Below are 19,253 nucleotides of genomic sequence, written 5' to 3' on the forward strand. Positions count from 1 at the left end.
CATGTTACGTATTGCAGATAAAACGTTTGAATCACATCTCTTCACCGGCACCGGTAAATTCGCCGCTCCCGAGGTCATGGTGGAGGCCATTCGCGCCTCCGGTAGCCAACTGGTGACGCTGGCGATGAAGCGCGTCGATCTCCGTCAGCATAATGACGCCATCCTCGCGCCGCTGCTGGCGGCCGGCGTTAGCCTGCTCCCCAACACCTCCGGGGCCAAAACGGCGGAAGAGGCGGTATTTGCCGCCCGCCTGGCTCGGGAAGCGCTGGGCACCCACTGGCTGAAACTGGAAATTCATCCGGACGCCCGCTGGCTGCTCCCCGATCCGATCGAAACGCTGAAAGCGGCGGAGATTCTGGTTCGGGAAGGCTTCGTCGTGCTGCCCTACTGCGGCGCCGACCCGGTGCTGTGTAAACGTCTGGAAGAAGCGGGCTGCGCGGCGGTGATGCCGCTCGGCGCGCCCATCGGCTCCAATCAGGGACTGGAAACCAAAGCAATGCTGGAGATTATTATCGAACAGGCCACGGTGCCGGTGGTCGTGGATGCGGGTATTGGCGTGCCGAGCCACGCAGCGCAGGCGCTGGAAATGGGTGCCGACGCGGTCCTGGTGAATACCGCCATCGCCGTTGCCGATGACCCTGTTACCATGGCCCGGGCTTTCCGGCTGGCGATTGATGCCGGATTACTGGCGCGGCAGGCCGGACCGGGCGCGCGCAGCGCGCAGGCGCAGGCCACCAGCCCGCTGACCGGCTTTCTGGAGGCGCAGGTATGAACACCTTCACTGACCGTTGGCGACAGCTGGACTGGGACGATATTCGCCTGCGAATAAACGCGAAAACCACCGCCGACGTTGAACGCGCCCTGGCGGCCAAACAGCTCAGCCGCGACGACATGATGGCCCTGCTCTCCCCCGCCGCTGCTGGCTATCTGGAGCCTCTGGCCCAGCGTGCTCAGCGTCTGACGCGCCAGCGTTTCGGTAATACCGTCAGCTTTTATGTGCCGCTGTATCTCTCTAATCTGTGCGCCAACGACTGTACCTACTGCGGTTTCTCAATGAGTAACCGCATCAAGCGAAAAACTCTGGATGAGGCGGAAATTGCCCGTGAATGCGCGGCAATTCGCGAAATGGGTTTCGAGCATCTGCTGCTGGTGACCGGCGAGCATCAGGGCAAAGTCGGCATGGACTACTTTCGCCAGCATCTGCCCGCGATTCGCCGCCAGTTCGCCTCGCTGCATATGGAAGTCCAGCCGCTGGCGAGGGAGGAATACGCCGAGCTGAAAACCCTCGGGCTGGACGGCGTGATGGTCTATCAGGAGACCTATCATGAAAGCATGTATGCGAAACACCATCTGAAAGGGAAAAAGCAGGACTTTTTCTGGCGGCTGGATACGCCGGACAGGCTTGGCCAGGCGGGAATTGACAAGATTGGCCTTGGCGCATTAATTGGCCTCTCCGACAGCTGGCGCGTGGACTGCTTTATGGTGGCGGAACATCTGCTGTGGCTTCAGCAGCGCTACTGGCGCAGCCGCTACTCCATCTCCTTTCCGCGACTGCGCCCGTGCGCCGGCGGTATCGAACCTGCCTCATTGATGGATGAACGACAGCTGGTGCAAACCATTTGCGCCTTCCGCCTGCTGGCCCCGGAAGTAGAACTTTCGTTATCCACCCGCGAATCCCCCTGGTTCCGCGATCGGGTCATCCCGCTGGCCATCAACAACGTCAGCGCGTTTTCAAAAACTCAGCCCGGTGGGTATGCCGATAACCATCCGGAGCTGGAGCAGTTCGCGCCTCACGATGACCGCCGTCCGGAAGAGGTTGCCAGCGCGCTGGTGGCCAGCGGGCTGCAGCCGGTATGGAAAGACTGGGATAGCTGGCTGGGACGCGCTTCCCAGTCATCATGATAAGAGATGTAACGACTTAAAAGTTCCTGGTGCACGCTCGTAATCAGAGAAACGGAAGATGGTGACCGTGTTTCCGTTTCTCTATCCTGCCCTTGTCAGCAGTGGATGCTGTCCAGGGCGAAAGCTAACTCTTCCTCATTTTCGCCCTGCTCCATCCTCTTCGCTGCAAAGGCAATTCCATCAACATGGAATATTAATCAGTCCATCTCACAACGTCAGCGTTATAATTACCGGAGATTTATCTGATTCAATCGGCAGGCATGCTGGCTAAACCTGCATCTTTCTCCACGGTTTAACGCTTCTGGAACGATTTACGACTCATGGCTCGCCATAATAGAAAGCTCTCTTTCACCTCGCCGATTGTGATCGGGTTCGCCGGTATTTTATTCAGCTTCTTGCTGATAGCGGTGTTCGCCACGACGACGCAGCGAAATGATTTTCTTGAAGATTATCATCATATTAACCGCAATTTCACCCACAATATGGCGACCAACTACACGGAGACGCTGCTGCAGGGCAATGACTTTATCCTCACCCGTGCCGCCACTTTCTTTGCCCGCAATGATGCGCTCAATGAGGCGGTTAACGTCAATCCTGAAAAAGGTTTGATGCAGCTCATGCAGCTGCAAAATATGATGCAAACCGTTTCGTCCATCTCGCTGGCGGATACCAATGGGCACTACCTGCGCGCGCCCGAGGTTCTGGAGACGGAAGACAGTCAGTCTTTTGATGCCAAATCGAGACCGTGGTTTATTAAACAAGCGGAAGCCAGTACCTTCAGCCGGTATACCAGCCCGTACAACGACTACTTCACGCATCATCCGACGATTACCGTCTACAAACCCATAATTTCTCCAGAGGGACGGCTAAAGGGCAGTCTCGCATTTCATCTCGATCTCACCTCAATGGGCTACGCGTTACGGCAGATGGTTGCTCCGGTCCAGGGGGAATTTTTTGTGGTGCAACGCGATGGTAAAGTCGTTCTCCATCCGGATCCTGGCGCCTTATTTAAACCCTACGTCAGTGAAGCGTTGATGGACAGAATGACCAGCGGCGAAGGCCAGCTCTACGATACCGATACGAACGCCTGGTACTACTACTACTCGTTTACCAACCCCGACTGGTTTGTCATTTATCGGGTCGATAACTCGACGCTGGTCAACTTGACTCGCCATGAAACGGATATCGTCGCCTGGAGCTTTGCCCTGGCCGCGATCGTTATCGTGCTGTTTGGCCTGTATCTGCGCCATGCTTCACGTACGGTGTTGATGAACATCATCAATGCCATTAAAACCGGGGATGTTCAGCGCGCCCCGCGGCTGGAAGCGATGCTCAGCAAAGCCATCGAGAGCAATAAGCAGCGCGAGTTAACCTACGTTCGCCAGGCGACCATCGATGCGCTAACCGGCTGCAAGAACCGACGCGCCTTCGACAATGATATCGCCGCGCTGATGAACGATCATCAACCTTTCTCTCTCGCGCTGGTGGATATTGATAACTTTAAAACGATAAATGACACCTGGGGTCATCTCAATGGCGATATCGTTCTGCGCAATGTCGCACGGGAAGGACTGCAGATCCTCCAACCTCTGCAAATTTCACTTTACCGCTACGGCGGGGAGGAGTTTGCGGTGATCTTTACCACCGGACATAGCGATGACGCTCTGAAGCTGCTGGAGAGCTGGCGGGCCCGCGTTGCGCAGCGCTCCTGGCGTGAAGAAGGGCTAACGGTCACCTTTAGCGCAGGTCTCGGCGAATGGAATATGGAACCCCTGGAGCAGCTTGTCGTGCGCGTTGATGAAGCGCTGTATAAAGCCAAGCAGCAGGGCAAGAATCGCATCGTCCGCGCGTAACAGAGCCTACCGTTTCCGGCCCGTCGGACGCGACTTTTAGCGTTTTCTCCTCCATAACCGAAACCGGTTTCATTATTTTGTGATGACTTACACACAATCACCGTAAAGCGGTTGTCCCGCCCGCCTGCCCGCGATAAAGATGGTACATCAAGGAACATAAGGGCCAACAATTATGAAGAATATCGTTTTATGCTGCGCCGCAGGTATGTCTACCAGCATGCTGGTTCAACGTATGCAGGCTGCTGCGCAACAAAAAGGTGTGGAAGTCTCCATCAAAGCCGTACCGGTTGCCGAGTTTAAAGATAACCTTGCCGCTGCCGATATTATCCTGCTCGGCCCCCAGGTGAAGTATGAGCAGGCCAAGCTACAGGCTATGGCCGACCCGTTTGGTAAAAAAGTTGCCGTCATCGATATGATGGATTACGGCATGATGAAAGGCGAAGCCGTGCTTGATAAAGCCCTGAAGCTGATGGAGTAAGAAATGGAAGATTTAGAAACGATCATCATGGAGCTACTGGTTAACGCCGGTTCAGCGCGTAGCTCTGCCTTAACCGCTCTGCAGCTGGCGCGTAAAGGCGATTTTGCTGCGGCCGAACAGGCGATGGCGGAATCTCACGAATTTGTCAAACATGCGCATAAAATCCAGACCCAGCTGATCGGCATGGATGAAGGCAGCGGCAAGCTTCCGGTTAACCTGATTACCGTTCATTCCCAGGACCACCTGATGAACGCGATGGTCATTCAGGATCTGGCAACCGATATGATTGAGCTCTATCGCCGAATTCCGCTCGCGCAATAACCCCAACTATTTAACAGGCGCCGCTAACGGCGCCTGTCCTCTCTTACAGAAATCCATACATCGCCGCAAATACCCAACCAAAGACGCAAGAGACGCTAACGCCAATGAGCCCTGGCAGAATAAAGCTATGGTTAATCACAAAGCGGCCGATATGCGTTGTACCAGAGCGGTCGAATTGAATCGCCGCCAGATCGCTTGGGTAGGTCGGCAGAATGTAATACCCGTAACAGGCAGGTGCGGAAGCAACGATGTAAGCCGGATCGACGCCAATCGCCAGCGCCACCGGAACAATCGCCGCCAGCGCAGCCGCCTGTGAGTTAACAAACTTCGACACCAGCAGCAGTACGATAGCGTAAGCCCACGGATACTCCTTCACCATCTCCCCGAGCACGCCTTTAATCTCGGTCATATGCGCGCCAAACATCGTCTCCGCCATCCACGCGATACCGTACACCGCGACAATGGCGATCATCCCGGAACGGAACACCTCATTTTTGGAAATCGAAGCGGGATTGGTTTTGGTAATGATGATGATGAGCGCCCCGGAAAGCAGCATAAACATTTGGATCACCAGCACCATCGACAGCGGCTTGTCATCAAAGGCCGGACGCAGCTCGGAGAAGGCGCCGAGCAGGGCGACAACGGCTATTGAGGCCAGAAAAATCCACATCGCAATCCAGTTACTGGTCGGCAGCTTCTTATTGAGCAGCGTGGCCGTATCACCATAAACGTAATGGCGGTTTTCCGGCACCGCAATAAAAGCCTGAAAGGCTTCGTCTTTATCGAGGTCTTTACCGCGAAACCAGCTGAAGATACCAATGGCCAGAATCCCCAGCAGCGTTGACGGAATAGTGATCGCCAGCAGATCGAGAAACTCAAGGTGCTTACCGTTAAAGGTGAAATTGCCAAGCATCGCCACCAGCGAGACGACTGCCACCGAAACCGGGCTGGCGATAATCCCCATCTGCGCGCCGATCGAACTCGCGGCCATCGGTCGTTCCGGGCGAATATTATTTTTAATCGCAACATCATAAATAATTGGCAGAATGGTATATACCACGTGCCCGGTTCCGCAAAGAATGGTCAACGTGCTGGTGACGAATGGCGCCACGATTGAAACGTATTTCGGGTTGCGCCGCAGCAGTTTCTCCGCAATCTGCAGCATAACGTCTAAACCGCCGGAAGCCTGCAGCGTCGCTGAGGCGGCCACCACCGCAATGATCACCAGCATGACGTCTACAGGGGGTTTTCCCGGCTTAAGATGAAAGACAAACACTAAAATAACCAGACCAATGCCGCCTAAAAGGCCGAGCGCAATACCGCCCTTTCTCGCGCCATAGAACAAACAAATTAAGATAATGATAAGTTGAATAGCAAATTCCATGCTTCCCCCAGACGCTATCTTTTAAATAGCGACAATACTTTTCCGCTTTGTTTTTTATTTACTCATCTTCCCCGCCCCCTTTCGCCAGATACAGCGATCCCCTCAGTTGCGCAGAACCGAAAAGATGAGGGAAAAGTAATCACATGATTATTTGAGCTTTTTGACTATATAGCGTTTGCGGCGCGTATTTTTTGATACGTGTAGGATTTTTACCCATTGATTGATGATGAAAATCTGAAACAGAAATAAATAATCTTGAAGGGGGAGTTTATTTGCTAATTAATTGCAGCGATTACATTAATTAAATGTAATTAAAAAGTATAACGAATAAATAATAGCAGCAACGGACAGGCAATAAAAAAGCCAGTCAGATGATCTGACTGGCTTTTAAGCGCTTAGCGAATCAACGATTAATCGTTGTCGGAACCGCCCAGACCCGCGTTCAGCAGCTCTGCCAGGTTAGCAGAAGCTTCTTCCACGCTGACCTGCGGCGCTGCTGGCAGCTCGCCGGCTGCGCGGCGGCGCATACGATCCTGGTGGTAGGCATAACCGGTACCGGCCGGGATCAGACGACCCACGATAACGTTCTCTTTCAGGCCACGCAGTTCGTCGCGTTTACCCGCAACGGCTGCTTCGGTCAGGACACGCGTGGTCTCCTGGAACGATGCGGCAGAGATGAACGATTCGGTTGCCAGGGACGCTTTAGTGATACCCAGCAGATCGCGGGAGAATGTTGCACCCACTTTGCCGTTCGCTTCCAGCTCGCGGTTAGCGATCTTGACGCGAGAGTATTCAACCTGTTCGCCTTCCAGGAAGTCGGAGCTACCGGCGCTTTCGATGGTCGCTTTACGCAGCATCTGACGAACGATAACTTCAATGTGCTTATCGTTAATCTTAACGCCCTGCAGACGGTATACGTCCTGGACTTCGTTAACAATATAACGAGTCACAGCATGTACGCCACGCAGACGCAGAATGTCGTGCGGTGCTTCCGGACCGTCGGAAACTACATCACCACGTTCTACGCGTTCACCTTCGAACACGTTGAGCTGACGCCATTTAGGAATCATCTCTTCGTACGGATCGCTACCGTCTACCGGGGTGATAACCAGACGACGTTTCCCTTTGGTTTCTTTACCGAAGGAAATGATGCCGCTGATTTCAGCCAGGATTGCCGGCTCTTTCGGACGACGCGCTTCGAACAGGTCGGCAACGCGCGGCAGACCACCGGTGATGTCCTTGGTACCGCCGGATTCCTGCGGTACACGCGCCAGGGTGTCACCAGAACTGATCTGTACGCCATCTTCCAGCTGAACAATCGCTTTACCCGGCAGGAAGTACTGCGCAGGCATATCGGTGCCAGGGATCAGAACATCATTACCCTGAGCATCAACGATTTTCAGCGCCGGACGCAGGTCTTTACCACCAGTGGTACGCTCTGCAGAATCCAGAACCACCAGAGAAGACAGGCCGGTCAGCTCGTCGGTCTGACGAGTAATGGTCTGGCCGTCAATCATGTCAGTGAAGCGGACGAAACCGCTCACTTCGGTGATAACCGGCATGGTGTGCGGATCCCAGTTTGCTACGGTTTCACCGCCGGCAACCTGCTCACCATCACCTTTCGCCATAACGGAGCCGTAAGGCACTTTATAGCTCTCTTTGGTACGACCGAATTCGTCGATCAGTTTCAGCTCGGTATTACGGGACGTAATAACCAGCTTACCGCTGGAGTTCACAACCGACTTCGCATTGCTCAGACGGATGCTACCTTTGTTTTTCACCTGGATGCTGGACTCAGCAGCCGCACGAGATGCCGCACCACCGATGTGGAACGTACGCATCGTCAGCTGTGTACCCGGCTCACCGATGGACTGTGCCGCGATAACGCCGATAGCCTCACCTTTGTTGATGATGTGGCCACGCGCCAGGTCACGACCGTAGCAGTGCGCACATACACCAAAGTCGGTGTCACAGGATACAACGGAACGCACTTTGACTGAGTCAACGGAGTTCTCTTCCAGCAGATCGCACCAGTGCTCATGAAGCAGCGTGTTGCGTGGAACCAGAATGTCCGCCGTACCCGGCTTCAGAACGTCTTCAGCGGTCACACGACCCAGTACGCGATCGCGCAGCGGCTCTTTAACATCGCCACCCTCGATAACCGGGGTCATGGTGATGCCTTCCAGGGTGCCACAGTCGTCTTCAGTAACGACCAGGTCCTGTGCAACGTCAACCAGACGACGGGTCAGGTAACCGGAGTTCGCTGTTTTCAGTGCGGTATCCGCCAGACCTTTACGCGCGCCGTGCGTGGAGATGAAGTACTGGAGTACGTTCAGACCTTCACGGAAGTTCGCGGTGATTGGCGTTTCGATGATTGAGCCATCCGGCTTCGCCATCAGACCACGCATACCAGCAAGCTGACGAATCTGTGCAGCAGAACCACGCGCACCGGAGTCGGCCATCATGTAGATGCTGTTGAAAGAAACCTGCTGCTCTTCTTCGCCGTTACGGTTAATAACGGTTTCGGTTTGCAGGTTGTCCATCATCGCTTTGGATACACGATCGTTGGCCGCAGCCCAGATATCGATAACTTTGTTATAGCGTTCGCCAGCGGTCACCAGACCCGACTGGAACTGCTCCTGAATCTCAGCAACTTCCGCTTCCGCTTCGCTGATGATTTCGTATTTTTTCTCCGGGATGACCATGTCATCGATACCAACGGATGCACCTGAACGCGCTGCATAAGCAAAGCCGGTGTACATCGTCTGGTCCGCAAAAATAACGGTCGGTTTCAGGCCCAGAATACGGTAGCAGGTGTTCAGCATCTTAGAGATAGCCTTCTTACCCAGCGCCTGGTTGACGATGGAGAAAGGCAGACCTTTCGGTACGATCATCCACAGAATGGCGCGACCAACGGTCGTATCTTTCAGGCTGGTTTTCGCAACGAATTCGCCGTTTTCATCTTTTTCGTATTCGGTGATACGCACTTTAACGCGCGCATGCAGAGAGGCCAGGCCAGCGCGATAAATACGCTCAGCTTCTTTCGGGCCAGTCAGCACCATGCCTTCGCCTTTGGCGTTAACACAGTCACGGGTCATGTAGTACAGACCCAGTACAACGTCCTGAGACGGAACGATGATAGGCTCACCGTTCGCTGGAGACAGGATGTTGTTAGTAGACATCATCAGCGCACGCGCTTCGAGCTGGGCTTCCAGCGTCAGCGGTACGTGAACAGCCATCTGGTCACCATCGAAGTCGGCGTTGTATGCCGCACAAACCAGCGGGTGCAGCTGGATAGCTTTACCTTCGATCAGCACTGGTTCAAATGCCTGGATACCCAGACGGTGCAAGGTTGGTGCACGGTTCAGCAGTACCGGGTGTTCGCGGATGACTTCGTCCAGGATATCCCAAACGACAGCTTCTTCGCGCTCAACCATTTTCTTAGCGGCTTTGATGGTGGTGGCCAGGCCACGCAGCTCCAGCTTGCCGTAAATAAACGGTTTGAACAGCTCCAGCGCCATTTTCTTCGGCAGACCGCACTGATGCAGACGCAGGTATGGACCTACGGTGATTACAGAACGACCGGAGTAGTCAACACGCTTACCGAGCAGGTTCTGACGGAAACGACCCTGCTTACCTTTGATCATATCGGCCAAAGATTTCAGAGGACGTTTGTTCGAACCGGTGATCGCACGACCGCGACGACCGTTATCCAGCAGGGCGTCAACCGCTTCCTGCAGCATACGTTTTTCGTTGCGTACGATGATGTCCGGCGCAGCCAGATCCAGCAGACGTTTCAGACGGTTGTTACGGTTAATGACGCGACGATACAGATCGTTTAGGTCAGAAGTCGCAAAACGACCACCATCCAGCGGAACCAGCGGACGCAGATCTGGCGGCAGTACCGGCAGAACGGTCAGGATCATCCACTCCGGCTTGTTGCCAGACTGTACGAACGCTTCCAGCAGTTTGATACGCTTGGTCAGCTTCTTACGCTTGGTTTCGGAATTGGTTTCGTTCAGCTCTTCGCGCAGAGTTTCACACTCTTGCTCCAGATCCATGCTCTTCAGCAGGGCCTGGATAGCTTCCGCACCCATCTTCGCGTCAAATTCGTCACCGAACTCTTCCAGCGCGTCCAGATACTGTTCTTCAGTCAGGATCTGCTGGCGTTCCAGGTTGGTCATACCGCCTTCGATAACCACATAGGATTCGAAGTACAGCACGCGTTCGATATCGCGCAACGGCATATCGAGAAGCAGGCCGATACGGGACGGCAGAGACTTCAGGAACCAGATATGAGCGGTCGGAGACGCCAGCTCGATGTGGCCCATACGCTCACGGCGCACTTTAGTCTGGGTCACTTCAACGCCGCACTTCTCACAGATCACACCGCGGTGTTTCAGGCGCTTGTACTTACCGCACAGGCACTCGTAGTCTTTTACTGGCCCGAAAATACGCGCGCAGAAAAGGCCGTCACGCTCAGGTTTGAACGTACGGTAGTTAATGGTTTCCGGCTTTTTAACTTCACCAAAAGACCATGAACGGATCATGTCTGGCGATGCCAGAGCAATTTTGATCGCATCAAACTCTTCGGTTTTAGTTTGCGCTTTCAGAAACTTTAATAAGTCTTTCACGGATTTGCTCCCGTCGGAGTTAGCACAATCTGGCGCCGGGTCTTACCCCGGCACCAGTGACCTGTTTGAGCGAGAGTTACTCGTCTTCCAGTTCGATGTTGATGCCCAGCGAGCGAATCTCTTTCAACAGCACGTTGAAGGATTCCGGCATGCCCGGTTCCATCTGATGGTTGCCATCCACGATGTTCTTATACATCTTAGTACGGCCGTTCACGTCATCAGACTTAACGGTGAGCATTTCCTGCAGGGTGTATGCTGCGCCATATGCTTCCAGCGCCCACACTTCCATCTCCCCGAAGCGCTGACCACCGAACTGTGCCTTACCACCCAGCGGCTGCTGAGTAACCAGGCTGTAAGAACCGGTAGAACGCGCATGCATCTTGTCATCAACCAGGTGGTTCAGTTTCAGCATGTACATGTAGCCAACGGTAACCTGGCGCTCGAATTGCTCACCGGTACGACCGTCGAACAGGGTGATCTGGCCGGAAGTCGGCAGGCCACCAAGCTGTAACAGTTCCTTGATTTCAGACTCTTTCGCACCGTCGAAGACCGGCGTTGCGATCGGCATACCTTTTTTCAGGTTTTCAGCGAGACGCATAACTTCTTCGTCAGTGAAGGTATTCAGATCAACCTTCTGACGAACGTCGGTACCCAGATCGTAGGCACGCTGGATGAACTCGCGCAGTTTGGCGACTTCCTGCTGCTGTTTCAGCATGGCGTTGATTTTCTCGCCAATACCTTTCGCAGCCATACCCAGGTGAGTTTCCAGGATCTGACCGATGTTCATACGAGACGGTACGCCCAGCGGGTTCAGTACGATGTCGACCGGCGTGCCGTTTTCATCGTAAGGCATATCTTCGATCGGGTTGATCTTAGAGATAACACCCTTGTTACCGTGACGACCTGCCATTTTGTCACCAGGCTGAATCTGACGTTTAACGGCCAGATACACTTTAACGATCTTCAGTACGCCCGGTGCCAGATCGTCGCCCTGAGTGATTTTACGGCGTTTCGCTTCGAGTTTTTTCTCGAACTCGTGTTTCAGTTCGTCGTACTGCTCAGCCAGCTGCTCCAGCTGGTTTTGTTTCTCTTCGTCGGTCAGGCCGAGTTCCAGCCAGCGATCGCGCGGCAGCTTGTCGAGCTTCTCAGCTTCGATACCGCCGGAGACCAGCACCGCATAGATACGACCAAACAGGCCAGCTTCGAGGATCTGCAGTTCTTCAGACAGATCTTTCTTCGCCTGTTTGAGCTGCATCTCTTCGATTTCCAGCGCGCGTTTGTCTTTTTCTACGCCGTCGCGGGTAAAGACCTGAACGTCGATAATGGTACCGGAGACACCGTTTGGCACGCGCAGAGAAGAGTCTTTAACGTCAGACGCTTTCTCACCGAAGATCGCACGCAGCAGCTTCTCTTCTGGCGTCAGCTGGGTTTCACCTTTCGGCGTTACTTTACCAACCAGAATATCGCCACCGGTCACTTCCGCACCGATATAAACGATACCGGACTCATCCAGTTTAGAGAGTGCAGCTTCACCCACGTTCGGGATATCAGCGGTGATCTCTTCCGGCCCCAGCTTGGTGTCGCGGGACACGCACGCCAGTTCCTGAATGTGGATGGTAGTAAAACGGTCTTCCTGAACAACACGCTCGGATACGAGGATGGAGTCTTCGAAGTTGTAACCGTTCCACGGCATGAACGCGACGCGCATGTTCTGACCGAGCGCCAGTTCACCGAGGTCGGTGGACGGACCGTCAGCCAGCACGTCACCGCGCTCAATCGGCTCGCCCAGAGAGACACACGGCATCTGGTTGATGCAGGTGTTCTGGTTAGAGCGGGTGTACTTGGTCAGGTTATAGATGTCGATACCTGCTTCGCCCGGGTACATCTCGTCTTCGTTAACTTTGATAACGATACGGGACGCATCCACGTACTGAACCAGGCCGCCACGTTTAGCCACCGCAGTTACACCGGAGTCAACGGCAACAGCACGTTCCATACCGGTACCAACCAGCGGCTTATCAGCGCGCAGGGTCGGAACGGCCTGACGTTGCATGTTCGCACCCATCAATGCACGGTTGGCGTCATCGTGTTCCAGGAACGGGATCAGGGACGCACCGACGGAAACCACCTGCTGGGTGGATACGTCCATGTAGTCAACCTGGTCGCGGCTGAACAAGCTGGATTCGCCTTTACTACGGCAGGTAACCAGATCTTCTACAAAGTGGCCTTCGTCATCCAGGTTGGAGTTCGCCTGAGCAATAACGTAGTTACCTTCTTCGATAGCAGACAGGTAATGAATTTCGTCGGTCACAACACCGTCGGTGACTTTACGATACGGAGTCTCAAGGAAGCCGTATTCGTTCGTCTGTGCGTACACGGACAGGGAGTTGATCAGACCGATGTTCGGACCTTCAGGCGTTTCGATTGGACATACGCGACCGTAGTGAGTCGGGTGTACGTCTCGAACTTCAAAGCCTGCGCGTTCGCGAGTCAGGCCGCCCGGGCCGAGTGCAGAGATACGACGTTTGTGCGTAATCTCAGACAGCGGGTTGTTCTGGTCCATAAACTGAGACAGCTGGCTGGAGCCAAAGAACTCTTTCACCGCTGCAGAAATCGGCTTGGCGTTGATCATATCCTGAGGCATCAGGGTATCCAGATCGCCCAGAGACAGACGCTCTTTCACCGCACGCTCTACGCGAACCAGGCCAACGCGGAACTGGTTTTCCGCCATTTCGCCAACGGAACGGATACGACGGTTGCCAAGGTGGTCGATATCATCGACTTCGCCTTTACCGTTACGGATATCGATGAGCTTCTTCATCACTTCAATGATGTCTTCTTTGCTCAGGATACCGGAACCTTCGATTTCGTCGCGCAGCAGAGAACGGTTGAACTTCATACGACCAACCGCGGACAGATCGTAGCGGTCTTCGGAGAAGAACAGGTTCTCGAACAGGCTTTCAGCAGCTTCACGAGTCGGCGGCTCACCAGGGCGCATCATGCGGTAGATTTCTACCAGTGCGCTCAGACGATCGTTGGTCGGGTCAACGCGTACAGTCTCAGAGATGTACGGACCGTGATCCAGATCGTTGGTGAACAGCGTTTCGATACGCTTATGGCCAGACTGGCTCAGCTTGGCCAGCAGATCCAGGCTCAGCTCCATGTTCGCCGGGCAGATCAGCTCGCCAGTAGATTCGTCAACATAGTCTTTAGAGGCAACTTTGCCAGCGATGTACTCAACCGGAACTTCGATATGTTTGATATCGTCTTTTTCCAGCTGGCGAATGTGACGCGCAGTGATGCGGCGTCCTTTCTCAACGTACACTTTACCGTTCGCTTCGATATCGAAGGAGGCGGTTTCGCCGCGCAGACGCTCCGGTACCAGTTCCATCTGCAGCTTGTTGTCGCGAATTTCAAAGACCACTTTTTCGAAGAACAGGTCAAGGATCTGCTCAGTGGTGTAATTCAGCGCGCGCAGAATGATGGTAGCCGGCAGCTTACGACGACGGTCGATACGGACAAACAGGTTGTCTTTCGGGTCGAATTCGAAGTCCAGCCAGGAGCCACGGTAAGGGATGATACGTGCGTTATACAGAACCTTACCGGAAGAGTGAGTCTTACCTTTGTCACTGTCAAAGAAGACGCCCGGGCTACGGTGCAGCTGAGAAACGATAACGCGCTCGGTACCGTTGATAACAAAGGTACCGTTGTCGGTCATGAGCGGAATTTCGCCCATGTAGACTTCTTGTTCTTTAATGTCTTTAACGGTGCCTTCCGGCGCTTCGCGCTCGTAGATCACCAGACGCAGTTTAACGCGCAGCGGTGCCGAGTAGGTCACGCCACGGATCTGACATTCTTTAACGTCAAAAACCGGTTCGCCCAGACGGTAGCTGACATACTGCAGCTCAGAATTACCGCTGTAGCTCTTAATCGGGAATACGGAACGGAAAGCTGCTTCCAGACCATACTGCCCTTCAGGATCTTGCTCGATGAACTTCTGAAACGAGTCAAGCTGGATAGAAAGGAGATAAGGTATGTCCAGAACCTGCGGACGTTTACCAAAATCCTTACGAATACGTTTTTTCTCGGTATAGGAGTAAACCATAGGGTTCCTCAGCTCGCTGACAAGTCGACCCATCTGCCCACATAAGGCAGTTTTTTATGCAACACTATTTTGTTGACCGGAAAATGGAACACTTTCCGCAATACCTGTTTCTATCACGCTTAAACCATTTCATTGCGATTTACACAGCTCAGGGACCCTAACCTGTCGCAGTATATTAAGTCGTCTATAGAAACAAGCATTGTCAGGACAACCAGTAGTCAAACAGTGTGAAATGCTACTGGCGCCTTACAGCGCAAAAAGGCTGGTGACCAAAAAGTCACCAGCCATCAGCCTGATTTCTCAGGCTGCAACCGGAAAGGTTGGCTTATTTAACTTCAACTTCAGCGCCAGCTTCTTCCAGAGATTTTTTCAGTGCTTCAGCGTCATCTTTGCTCACGCCTTCTTTCAGAGCAGCCGGAGCAGATTCTACCAGGTCTTTAGCTTCTTTCAGACCCAGGCCAGTCGCGCCACGTACTGCTTTGATAACGGCAACTTTGTTCGCGCCGATACCTTTCAGAATTACGTCGAATTCAGTTTTTTCTTCAGCAGCGTCAGCAGCCGGGCCAGCAGCAACAGCTACAGCAGCAGCAGCGGAAACACCGAATTTTTCTTCCATTGCAGAGATCAGCTCAACAACGTCCATTACGGACATAGCGGATACTGCTTCAATGATTTGATCTTTAGTGATAGACATTTAAATTGTTCCTGAATATCAGAATAAGTTTATACGTAAGCAGATGCTTTATGAAGATAACTGCGATTAAGCAGCTTCTTTCGCATCGCGTACAGCAGCCAGAGTGCGAACCAGTTTGCCAGCCGAAGCTTCTTTCATGGTTGCCATCAGGCGTGCAATTGCTTCTTCGTAGGTCGGCAGAGTTGCCAGGCGGTCGATTTGCGACGCCGGGATCAGCTCACCTTCAAAGGCTGCGGCTTTGACCTCAAATTTTGCATTCGCTTTCGCGAAATCTTTGAACAGACGAGCAGCTGCGCCCGGGTGTTCCATAGAGTATGCAATCAGGGTCGGACCAACAAACGTGTCTTTCAGGCACTCGAAAGGAGTACCTTCAACGACGCGGCGCAGCAGGGTGTTACGAACAACACGCATGTATACGCCAGCTTCACGACCTGCTTTACGCAGTTCAGTCATTTTGTCTACAGTAACGCCACGGGAATCCGCAACTACTGCAGACAGCGCGCCTTTGGCTACTTCGCTGACTTCAGCAACAATCGCTTGTTTGTCTTGAAGATTTAAAGCCATTAGCTTTGCTCCTGGATGTTTGCCAGAGCTCATGCTCCGGAACTCACTTCACTCAACTCAAAGAGAAGAGCGTCTTAATACGGTGAGCAGAAACAAGCCAGAGTATCCAAAAATAATCTTAGCGTTCTGTCACCGTCTACGCAGGGGATTAAGTTTCTTGCGAAACACCTGCGGTCTTCGACGGAGGCCTGGATAGGCCAGGCTCCAACGAACAAATCTTGTCTAGCCGTCGCTATTCACGCAGTGGCGGCGTTGACTGCCTTGCCACAGCCTGAATATCTCGGCTATACGTCTGCTATAAGCAGAATACGTGGGGGTAAGATTGTAGACAAATTCACCGCCCACGTAAAGCTAATCTTAGTTCGCAGAAGCGCTCAGACCAGCCTGATCAACGGCAACGCCAGCACCCATGGTGGTGGAGATGCTGATTTTCTTGATGTACACGCCTTTAGCCTGAGTCGGTTTCGCTTTTTTCAGCGCAACCAGCAGAGCTTCCAGGTTTTCTTTCAGTTTATCAGCGTCAAAATCCACTTTACCGATGGTGGTGTGGATGATGCCGTTTTTGTCGTTACGGTAACGAACCTGACCTGCTTTAGCGTTCTTAACCGCTTCAGCAACGTTCGGAGTTACAGTACCAACTTTCGGGTTTGGCATCAGGCCGCGCGGACCCAGAACCTGGCCCAGCTGGCCAACAACGCGCATTGCATCCGGAGAAGCAATAACCACGTCAAAGTTCATTTCGCCTTTTTTGATCTGGTCAGCCAGATCTTCCATACCTACCAGCTCTGCGCCAGCAGCTTTAGCTGCTTCAGCGTTCGGGCCCTGGGCAAATACGGCTACGCGAACTGAACGGCCAGTACCGTGCGGCAGTACGGTCGCGCCACGAACGTTCTGGTCAGATTTACGAGCGTCAATGCCGAGGTTAACGGCAACATCAACGCTTTCAACGAACTTAGCAGTCGCCAGTTCTTTCAGCAGAGAGATGGCTTCGTTGATGTCGTACTGTTTGGTCGCATCAACTTTGTCACGAATCACGGACATGCGCTTGGTCAGTTTAGCCATTTCTTAGTCCTCCACTACCAGGCCCATGGAACGTGCAGTACCTTCAATGGAGCGAGTCATCGCTTCAATGTCGGAACCAGTCATGTCGGCAGCTTTGGTCTGCGCGATTTCCTGCAGCTGAGCGCGGGAAATTTTACCTACTTTGTCTTTGTTCGGTTTACCGGAACCAGACTTGATACCAGCCGCTTTTTTCAGCAGAACTGCTGCCGGCGGAGTTTTGGTAACGAAGGTGAAAGAACGGTCAGCGTAAACGGTGATAACAACCGGGATTGGCAGACCTTTTTCCAGGGATTCAGTTTTTGCGTTGAACGCTTTGCAGAATTCCATGATGTTCACACCCTGCTGACCCAGTGCTGGACCAACCGGCGGACTCGGGTTTGCCATACCAGCTGCAACCTGCAGCTTGACGTAGGCTTGTACTTTCTTAGCCATTTAAATTTCCTCGTTTGGGTGTAGCGCCTTACAAAAGGCTCCCCGTGATAAATATCGCTTTACGGGCATCAGGCCCATAAAAACAAAAGGCGCGAAATTGTATGCCAATTTCGCGCCTCATGCAACGATTAAAGCGTTGCTTTTTTGATCGGCGGTTAAGCCTTTTCTACCTGGGCAAAGTCCAGCTCGACCGGCGTCGCACGACCGAAGATAGAAACGGACACTTTCAGACGAGACTTTTCGTAGTCCACTTCTTCAACCACGCCGTTAAAGTCGGCAAATGGGCCGTCGCTAACGCGTACCATTTCACCCGGCTCAAACAGCGTTTTCGGCCGCGGCTTATCGCCAACCTGCTGCAGACGGTTCATGATCGCATCGACTTCTTTGTCACTGATAGGCGCCGGACGGTCAGAAGTGCCGCCGATAAAGCCCATCACACGCGGTACGCTGCGCACCAGGTGCCAGCTCGCGTCGTTCATCACCATCTGGACCAGCACGTAGCCCGGGAAGAATTTACGTTCGCTTTTACGACGTTGGCCGCCGCGGATTTCGACCACTTCTTCGGTCGGCACCATGACTTCGCCAAACAGCTCTTCCATATTGTGTAATTTGATATGTTCACGCAACGAGGTAGCTACGCGACCTTCAAAACCAGAAAACGCCTGAACGACGTACCAGCGTTTTTTAGGAGCTTCAGACATCTCAGAACCTCAGGCCAGTGATAAAGGATACCAGGCGAACCAGAATACCATCCAGTCCCCACAGGATCAGTGACATTACGGCGGTCACCGCGGCAACAATCAACGTGGTATGCAGCGTTTCCTGGCGAGTCGGCCAGATCACCTTACGGACTTCGGTTCTCGCTTCACGAGCGAAAGCGACTGTCGCCTTACCTTTTGTCGTTAACAGCGCGACACCGCCTGCTGCAGCGATCAGAATCACTACGGCCAGCGCACGTACTGCCAGCATAATGTCACGATAAAGGAAGTTGCCGACGATGGCCACAACCAGCAGCACGACAACGATTGTCCACTTCATCGCTTCGAGGCCGCGCCCGCTCCCTTGAGCTTCGGTATTCGCACTCATAAACCAACCTGTCACAAGAATTCAGACAAATAACTTCACCCCGCATGAAATGCGAGGCGACCAAACCGAAATGCTCTGCTGCGTTTCGGACTTAACGCCCTCTTCAGAGCCTGTCTCAGCAATGATTATGACCCAAAAAATCACTGATGAGCCAGGTTCTGGTGTGAAAGCGTGCAAAAAGGGCATCAAATGATGCCCTTTTATTGCGCATTGCGTCAAATGTTATCAGCAATTAGCCGAGAACTTTAGCAACCACGCCTGCGCCAACGGTACGGCCGCCTTCACGGATTGCGAAACGCAGACCGTCGTCCATCGCGATCGGGTGGATCAGGGTAACAACCATTTTGATGTTGTCGCCCGGCATAACCATCTCTACGCCTTCCGGCAGTTCGATGGTGCCAGTCACGTCAGTTGTACGGAAGTAGAACTGCGGACGGTAGCCTTTGAAGAACGGAGTGTGACGGCCGCCTTCGTCTTTGGACAGGATATAAACTTCAGATTCGAACTTGGTGTGCGGCTTGATAGAGCCCGGCTTAGCCAGTACCTGACCACGTTCGATTTCTTCACGTTTGATACCACGCAGCAGAACACCAACGTTCTCACCAGCGCGGCCTTCGTCCAGCAGTTTGCGGAACATTTCAACGCCAGTACAGGTAGACTTAGCAGTCTCTTTAATACCAACAATTTCAACTTCTTCGCCAACTTTGATGATACCGCGCTCTACACGACCGGTAACAA

The 19,253-nt window shown here is 53.3% G+C and carries 15 protein-coding genes; 5 read left to right on the forward strand and 10 right to left on the reverse strand.

Annotated elements, in window-relative coordinates; translation table 11 throughout:
• Position 1 precedes the first annotated feature (1 nt).
• From thiG to ABLV75_RS19575, 5 genes are all read left to right on the forward strand, one after another.
• The gene (thiG, locus tag ABLV75_RS19555) at positions 2 to 772 is read left to right on the forward strand and encodes a thiazole synthase (protein ID WP_004109711.1); all 771 of its coding nucleotides are present in this window, start codon (positions 2 to 4) and stop codon (positions 770 to 772) included.
• Positions 769 to 1,902 (forward strand): 2-iminoacetate synthase ThiH, encoded by a 1,134-nt coding sequence (thiH, locus tag ABLV75_RS19560; protein WP_004109713.1) that lies wholly within the window; start codon positions 769 to 771, stop codon positions 1,900 to 1,902. Before thiG ends, thiH begins: the two co-directional genes overlap by 4 nt.
• 320 nt (positions 1,903 to 2,222) lie before the next feature.
• Positions 2,223 to 3,755, forward strand: a complete 1,533-nt coding sequence (locus tag ABLV75_RS19565) for a sensor domain-containing diguanylate cyclase (RefSeq protein WP_004109715.1) — start codon at positions 2,223 to 2,225, stop codon at positions 3,753 to 3,755.
• A gap of 172 nt (positions 3,756 to 3,927) precedes the next feature.
• Positions 3,928 to 4,233 (forward strand): PTS sugar transporter subunit IIB, encoded by a 306-nt coding sequence (locus ABLV75_RS19570; RefSeq protein ID WP_004109717.1) that lies wholly within the window; start codon positions 3,928 to 3,930, stop codon positions 4,231 to 4,233.
• Between the two features lie 3 nt (positions 4,234 to 4,236).
• Positions 4,237 to 4,554, forward strand: a complete 318-nt coding sequence (locus ABLV75_RS19575; RefSeq protein WP_004097651.1) for a PTS lactose/cellobiose transporter subunit IIA — start codon at positions 4,237 to 4,239, stop codon at positions 4,552 to 4,554.
• A gap of 43 nt (positions 4,555 to 4,597) precedes the next feature.
• On the opposite strand, the gene ABLV75_RS19580 is transcribed toward ABLV75_RS19575, so the two are convergent.
• From ABLV75_RS19580 to ABLV75_RS19625, 10 genes are all read right to left on the reverse strand, one after another.
• Complete coding sequence (locus ABLV75_RS19580; RefSeq protein ID WP_004109719.1) at positions 4,598 to 5,938, reverse strand: anaerobic C4-dicarboxylate transporter; 1,341 nt, start codon at positions 5,936 to 5,938, stop codon at positions 4,598 to 4,600.
• 410 nt (positions 5,939 to 6,348) lie between these two features.
• Positions 6,349 to 10,572, reverse strand: a complete 4,224-nt coding sequence (rpoC, locus tag ABLV75_RS19585) for a DNA-directed RNA polymerase subunit beta' (protein WP_004109722.1) — start codon at positions 10,570 to 10,572, stop codon at positions 6,349 to 6,351.
• A gap of 76 nt (positions 10,573 to 10,648) precedes the next feature.
• Positions 10,649 to 14,677 (reverse strand): DNA-directed RNA polymerase subunit beta, encoded by a 4,029-nt coding sequence (gene rpoB / locus ABLV75_RS19590; RefSeq protein ID WP_004109725.1) that lies wholly within the window; start codon positions 14,675 to 14,677, stop codon positions 10,649 to 10,651.
• A gap of 325 nt (positions 14,678 to 15,002) precedes the next feature.
• Positions 15,003 to 15,371, reverse strand: coding sequence for a 50S ribosomal protein L7/L12 (gene rplL / locus ABLV75_RS19595; RefSeq protein WP_004109728.1), 369 nt, complete (start codon positions 15,369 to 15,371; stop codon positions 15,003 to 15,005).
• A 66-nt stretch (positions 15,372 to 15,437) separates the two neighbouring features.
• Positions 15,438 to 15,935, reverse strand: a complete 498-nt coding sequence (gene rplJ, locus ABLV75_RS19600; RefSeq protein ID WP_004109731.1) for a 50S ribosomal protein L10 — start codon at positions 15,933 to 15,935, stop codon at positions 15,438 to 15,440.
• Between the two features lie 357 nt (positions 15,936 to 16,292).
• Complete coding sequence (gene rplA / locus ABLV75_RS19605; protein ID WP_004097642.1) at positions 16,293 to 16,997, reverse strand: 50S ribosomal protein L1; 705 nt, start codon at positions 16,995 to 16,997, stop codon at positions 16,293 to 16,295.
• 3 nt (positions 16,998 to 17,000) lie between these two features.
• Positions 17,001 to 17,429 (reverse strand): 50S ribosomal protein L11, encoded by a 429-nt coding sequence (gene rplK / locus ABLV75_RS19610; RefSeq protein ID WP_004097640.1) that lies wholly within the window; start codon positions 17,427 to 17,429, stop codon positions 17,001 to 17,003.
• 155 nt (positions 17,430 to 17,584) lie between these two features.
• Complete coding sequence (nusG, locus tag ABLV75_RS19615) at positions 17,585 to 18,130, reverse strand: transcription termination/antitermination protein NusG (RefSeq protein ID WP_002438628.1); 546 nt, start codon at positions 18,128 to 18,130, stop codon at positions 17,585 to 17,587.
• A 1-nt stretch (position 18,131) separates the two neighbouring features.
• On the reverse strand, positions 18,132 to 18,515 hold the full coding sequence (secE, locus tag ABLV75_RS19620) for a preprotein translocase subunit SecE (protein ID WP_004097638.1): 384 nt from the start codon (positions 18,513 to 18,515) through the stop codon (positions 18,132 to 18,134).
• A gap of 232 nt (positions 18,516 to 18,747) precedes the next feature.
• Positions 18,748 to 19,253, reverse strand: a 506-nt coding sequence (locus ABLV75_RS19625; RefSeq protein WP_047646174.1) for an EF-Tu/IF-2/RF-3 family GTPase, incomplete at its 5' end; no start/stop codon positions are given.

The organism is Klebsiella sp. CN_Kp066 (assembly GCF_040065135.1).
Lineage (GTDB): Bacteria > Pseudomonadota > Gammaproteobacteria > Enterobacterales > Enterobacteriaceae > Klebsiella > Klebsiella oxytoca.

Coding starts and splice junctions, on each gene's coding strand:
- rplL (WP_004109728.1), bottom strand. CDS start 15,371: ATGTCTATCACTAAAGATCAAATCATTGAAGCAGTATCCGCTATGTCC.
- thiG (WP_004109711.1), top strand. CDS start 2: ATGTTACGTATTGCAGATAAAACGTTTGAATCACATCTCTTCACCGGC.
- thiH (WP_004109713.1), top strand. CDS start 769: ATGAACACCTTCACTGACCGTTGGCGACAGCTGGACTGGGACGATATT.
- ABLV75_RS19575 (WP_004097651.1), top strand. CDS start 4,237: ATGGAAGATTTAGAAACGATCATCATGGAGCTACTGGTTAACGCCGGT.
- secE (WP_004097638.1), bottom strand. CDS start 18,515: ATGAGTGCGAATACCGAAGCTCAAGGGAGCGGGCGCGGCCTCGAAGCG.
- ABLV75_RS19565 (WP_004109715.1), top strand. CDS start 2,223: ATGGCTCGCCATAATAGAAAGCTCTCTTTCACCTCGCCGATTGTGATC.
- nusG (WP_002438628.1), bottom strand. CDS start 18,130: ATGTCTGAAGCTCCTAAAAAACGCTGGTACGTCGTTCAGGCGTTTTCT.
- rpoB (WP_004109725.1), bottom strand. CDS start 14,677: ATGGTTTACTCCTATACCGAGAAAAAACGTATTCGTAAGGATTTTGGT.
- ABLV75_RS19580 (WP_004109719.1), bottom strand. CDS start 5,938: ATGGAATTTGCTATTCAACTTATCATTATCTTAATTTGTTTGTTCTAT.
- ABLV75_RS19570 (WP_004109717.1), top strand. CDS start 3,928: ATGAAGAATATCGTTTTATGCTGCGCCGCAGGTATGTCTACCAGCATG.
- rplK (WP_004097640.1), bottom strand. CDS start 17,429: ATGGCTAAGAAAGTACAAGCCTACGTCAAGCTGCAGGTTGCAGCTGGT.
- rplA (WP_004097642.1), bottom strand. CDS start 16,997: ATGGCTAAACTGACCAAGCGCATGTCCGTGATTCGTGACAAAGTTGAT.
- rplJ (WP_004109731.1), bottom strand. CDS start 15,935: ATGGCTTTAAATCTTCAAGACAAACAAGCGATTGTTGCTGAAGTCAGC.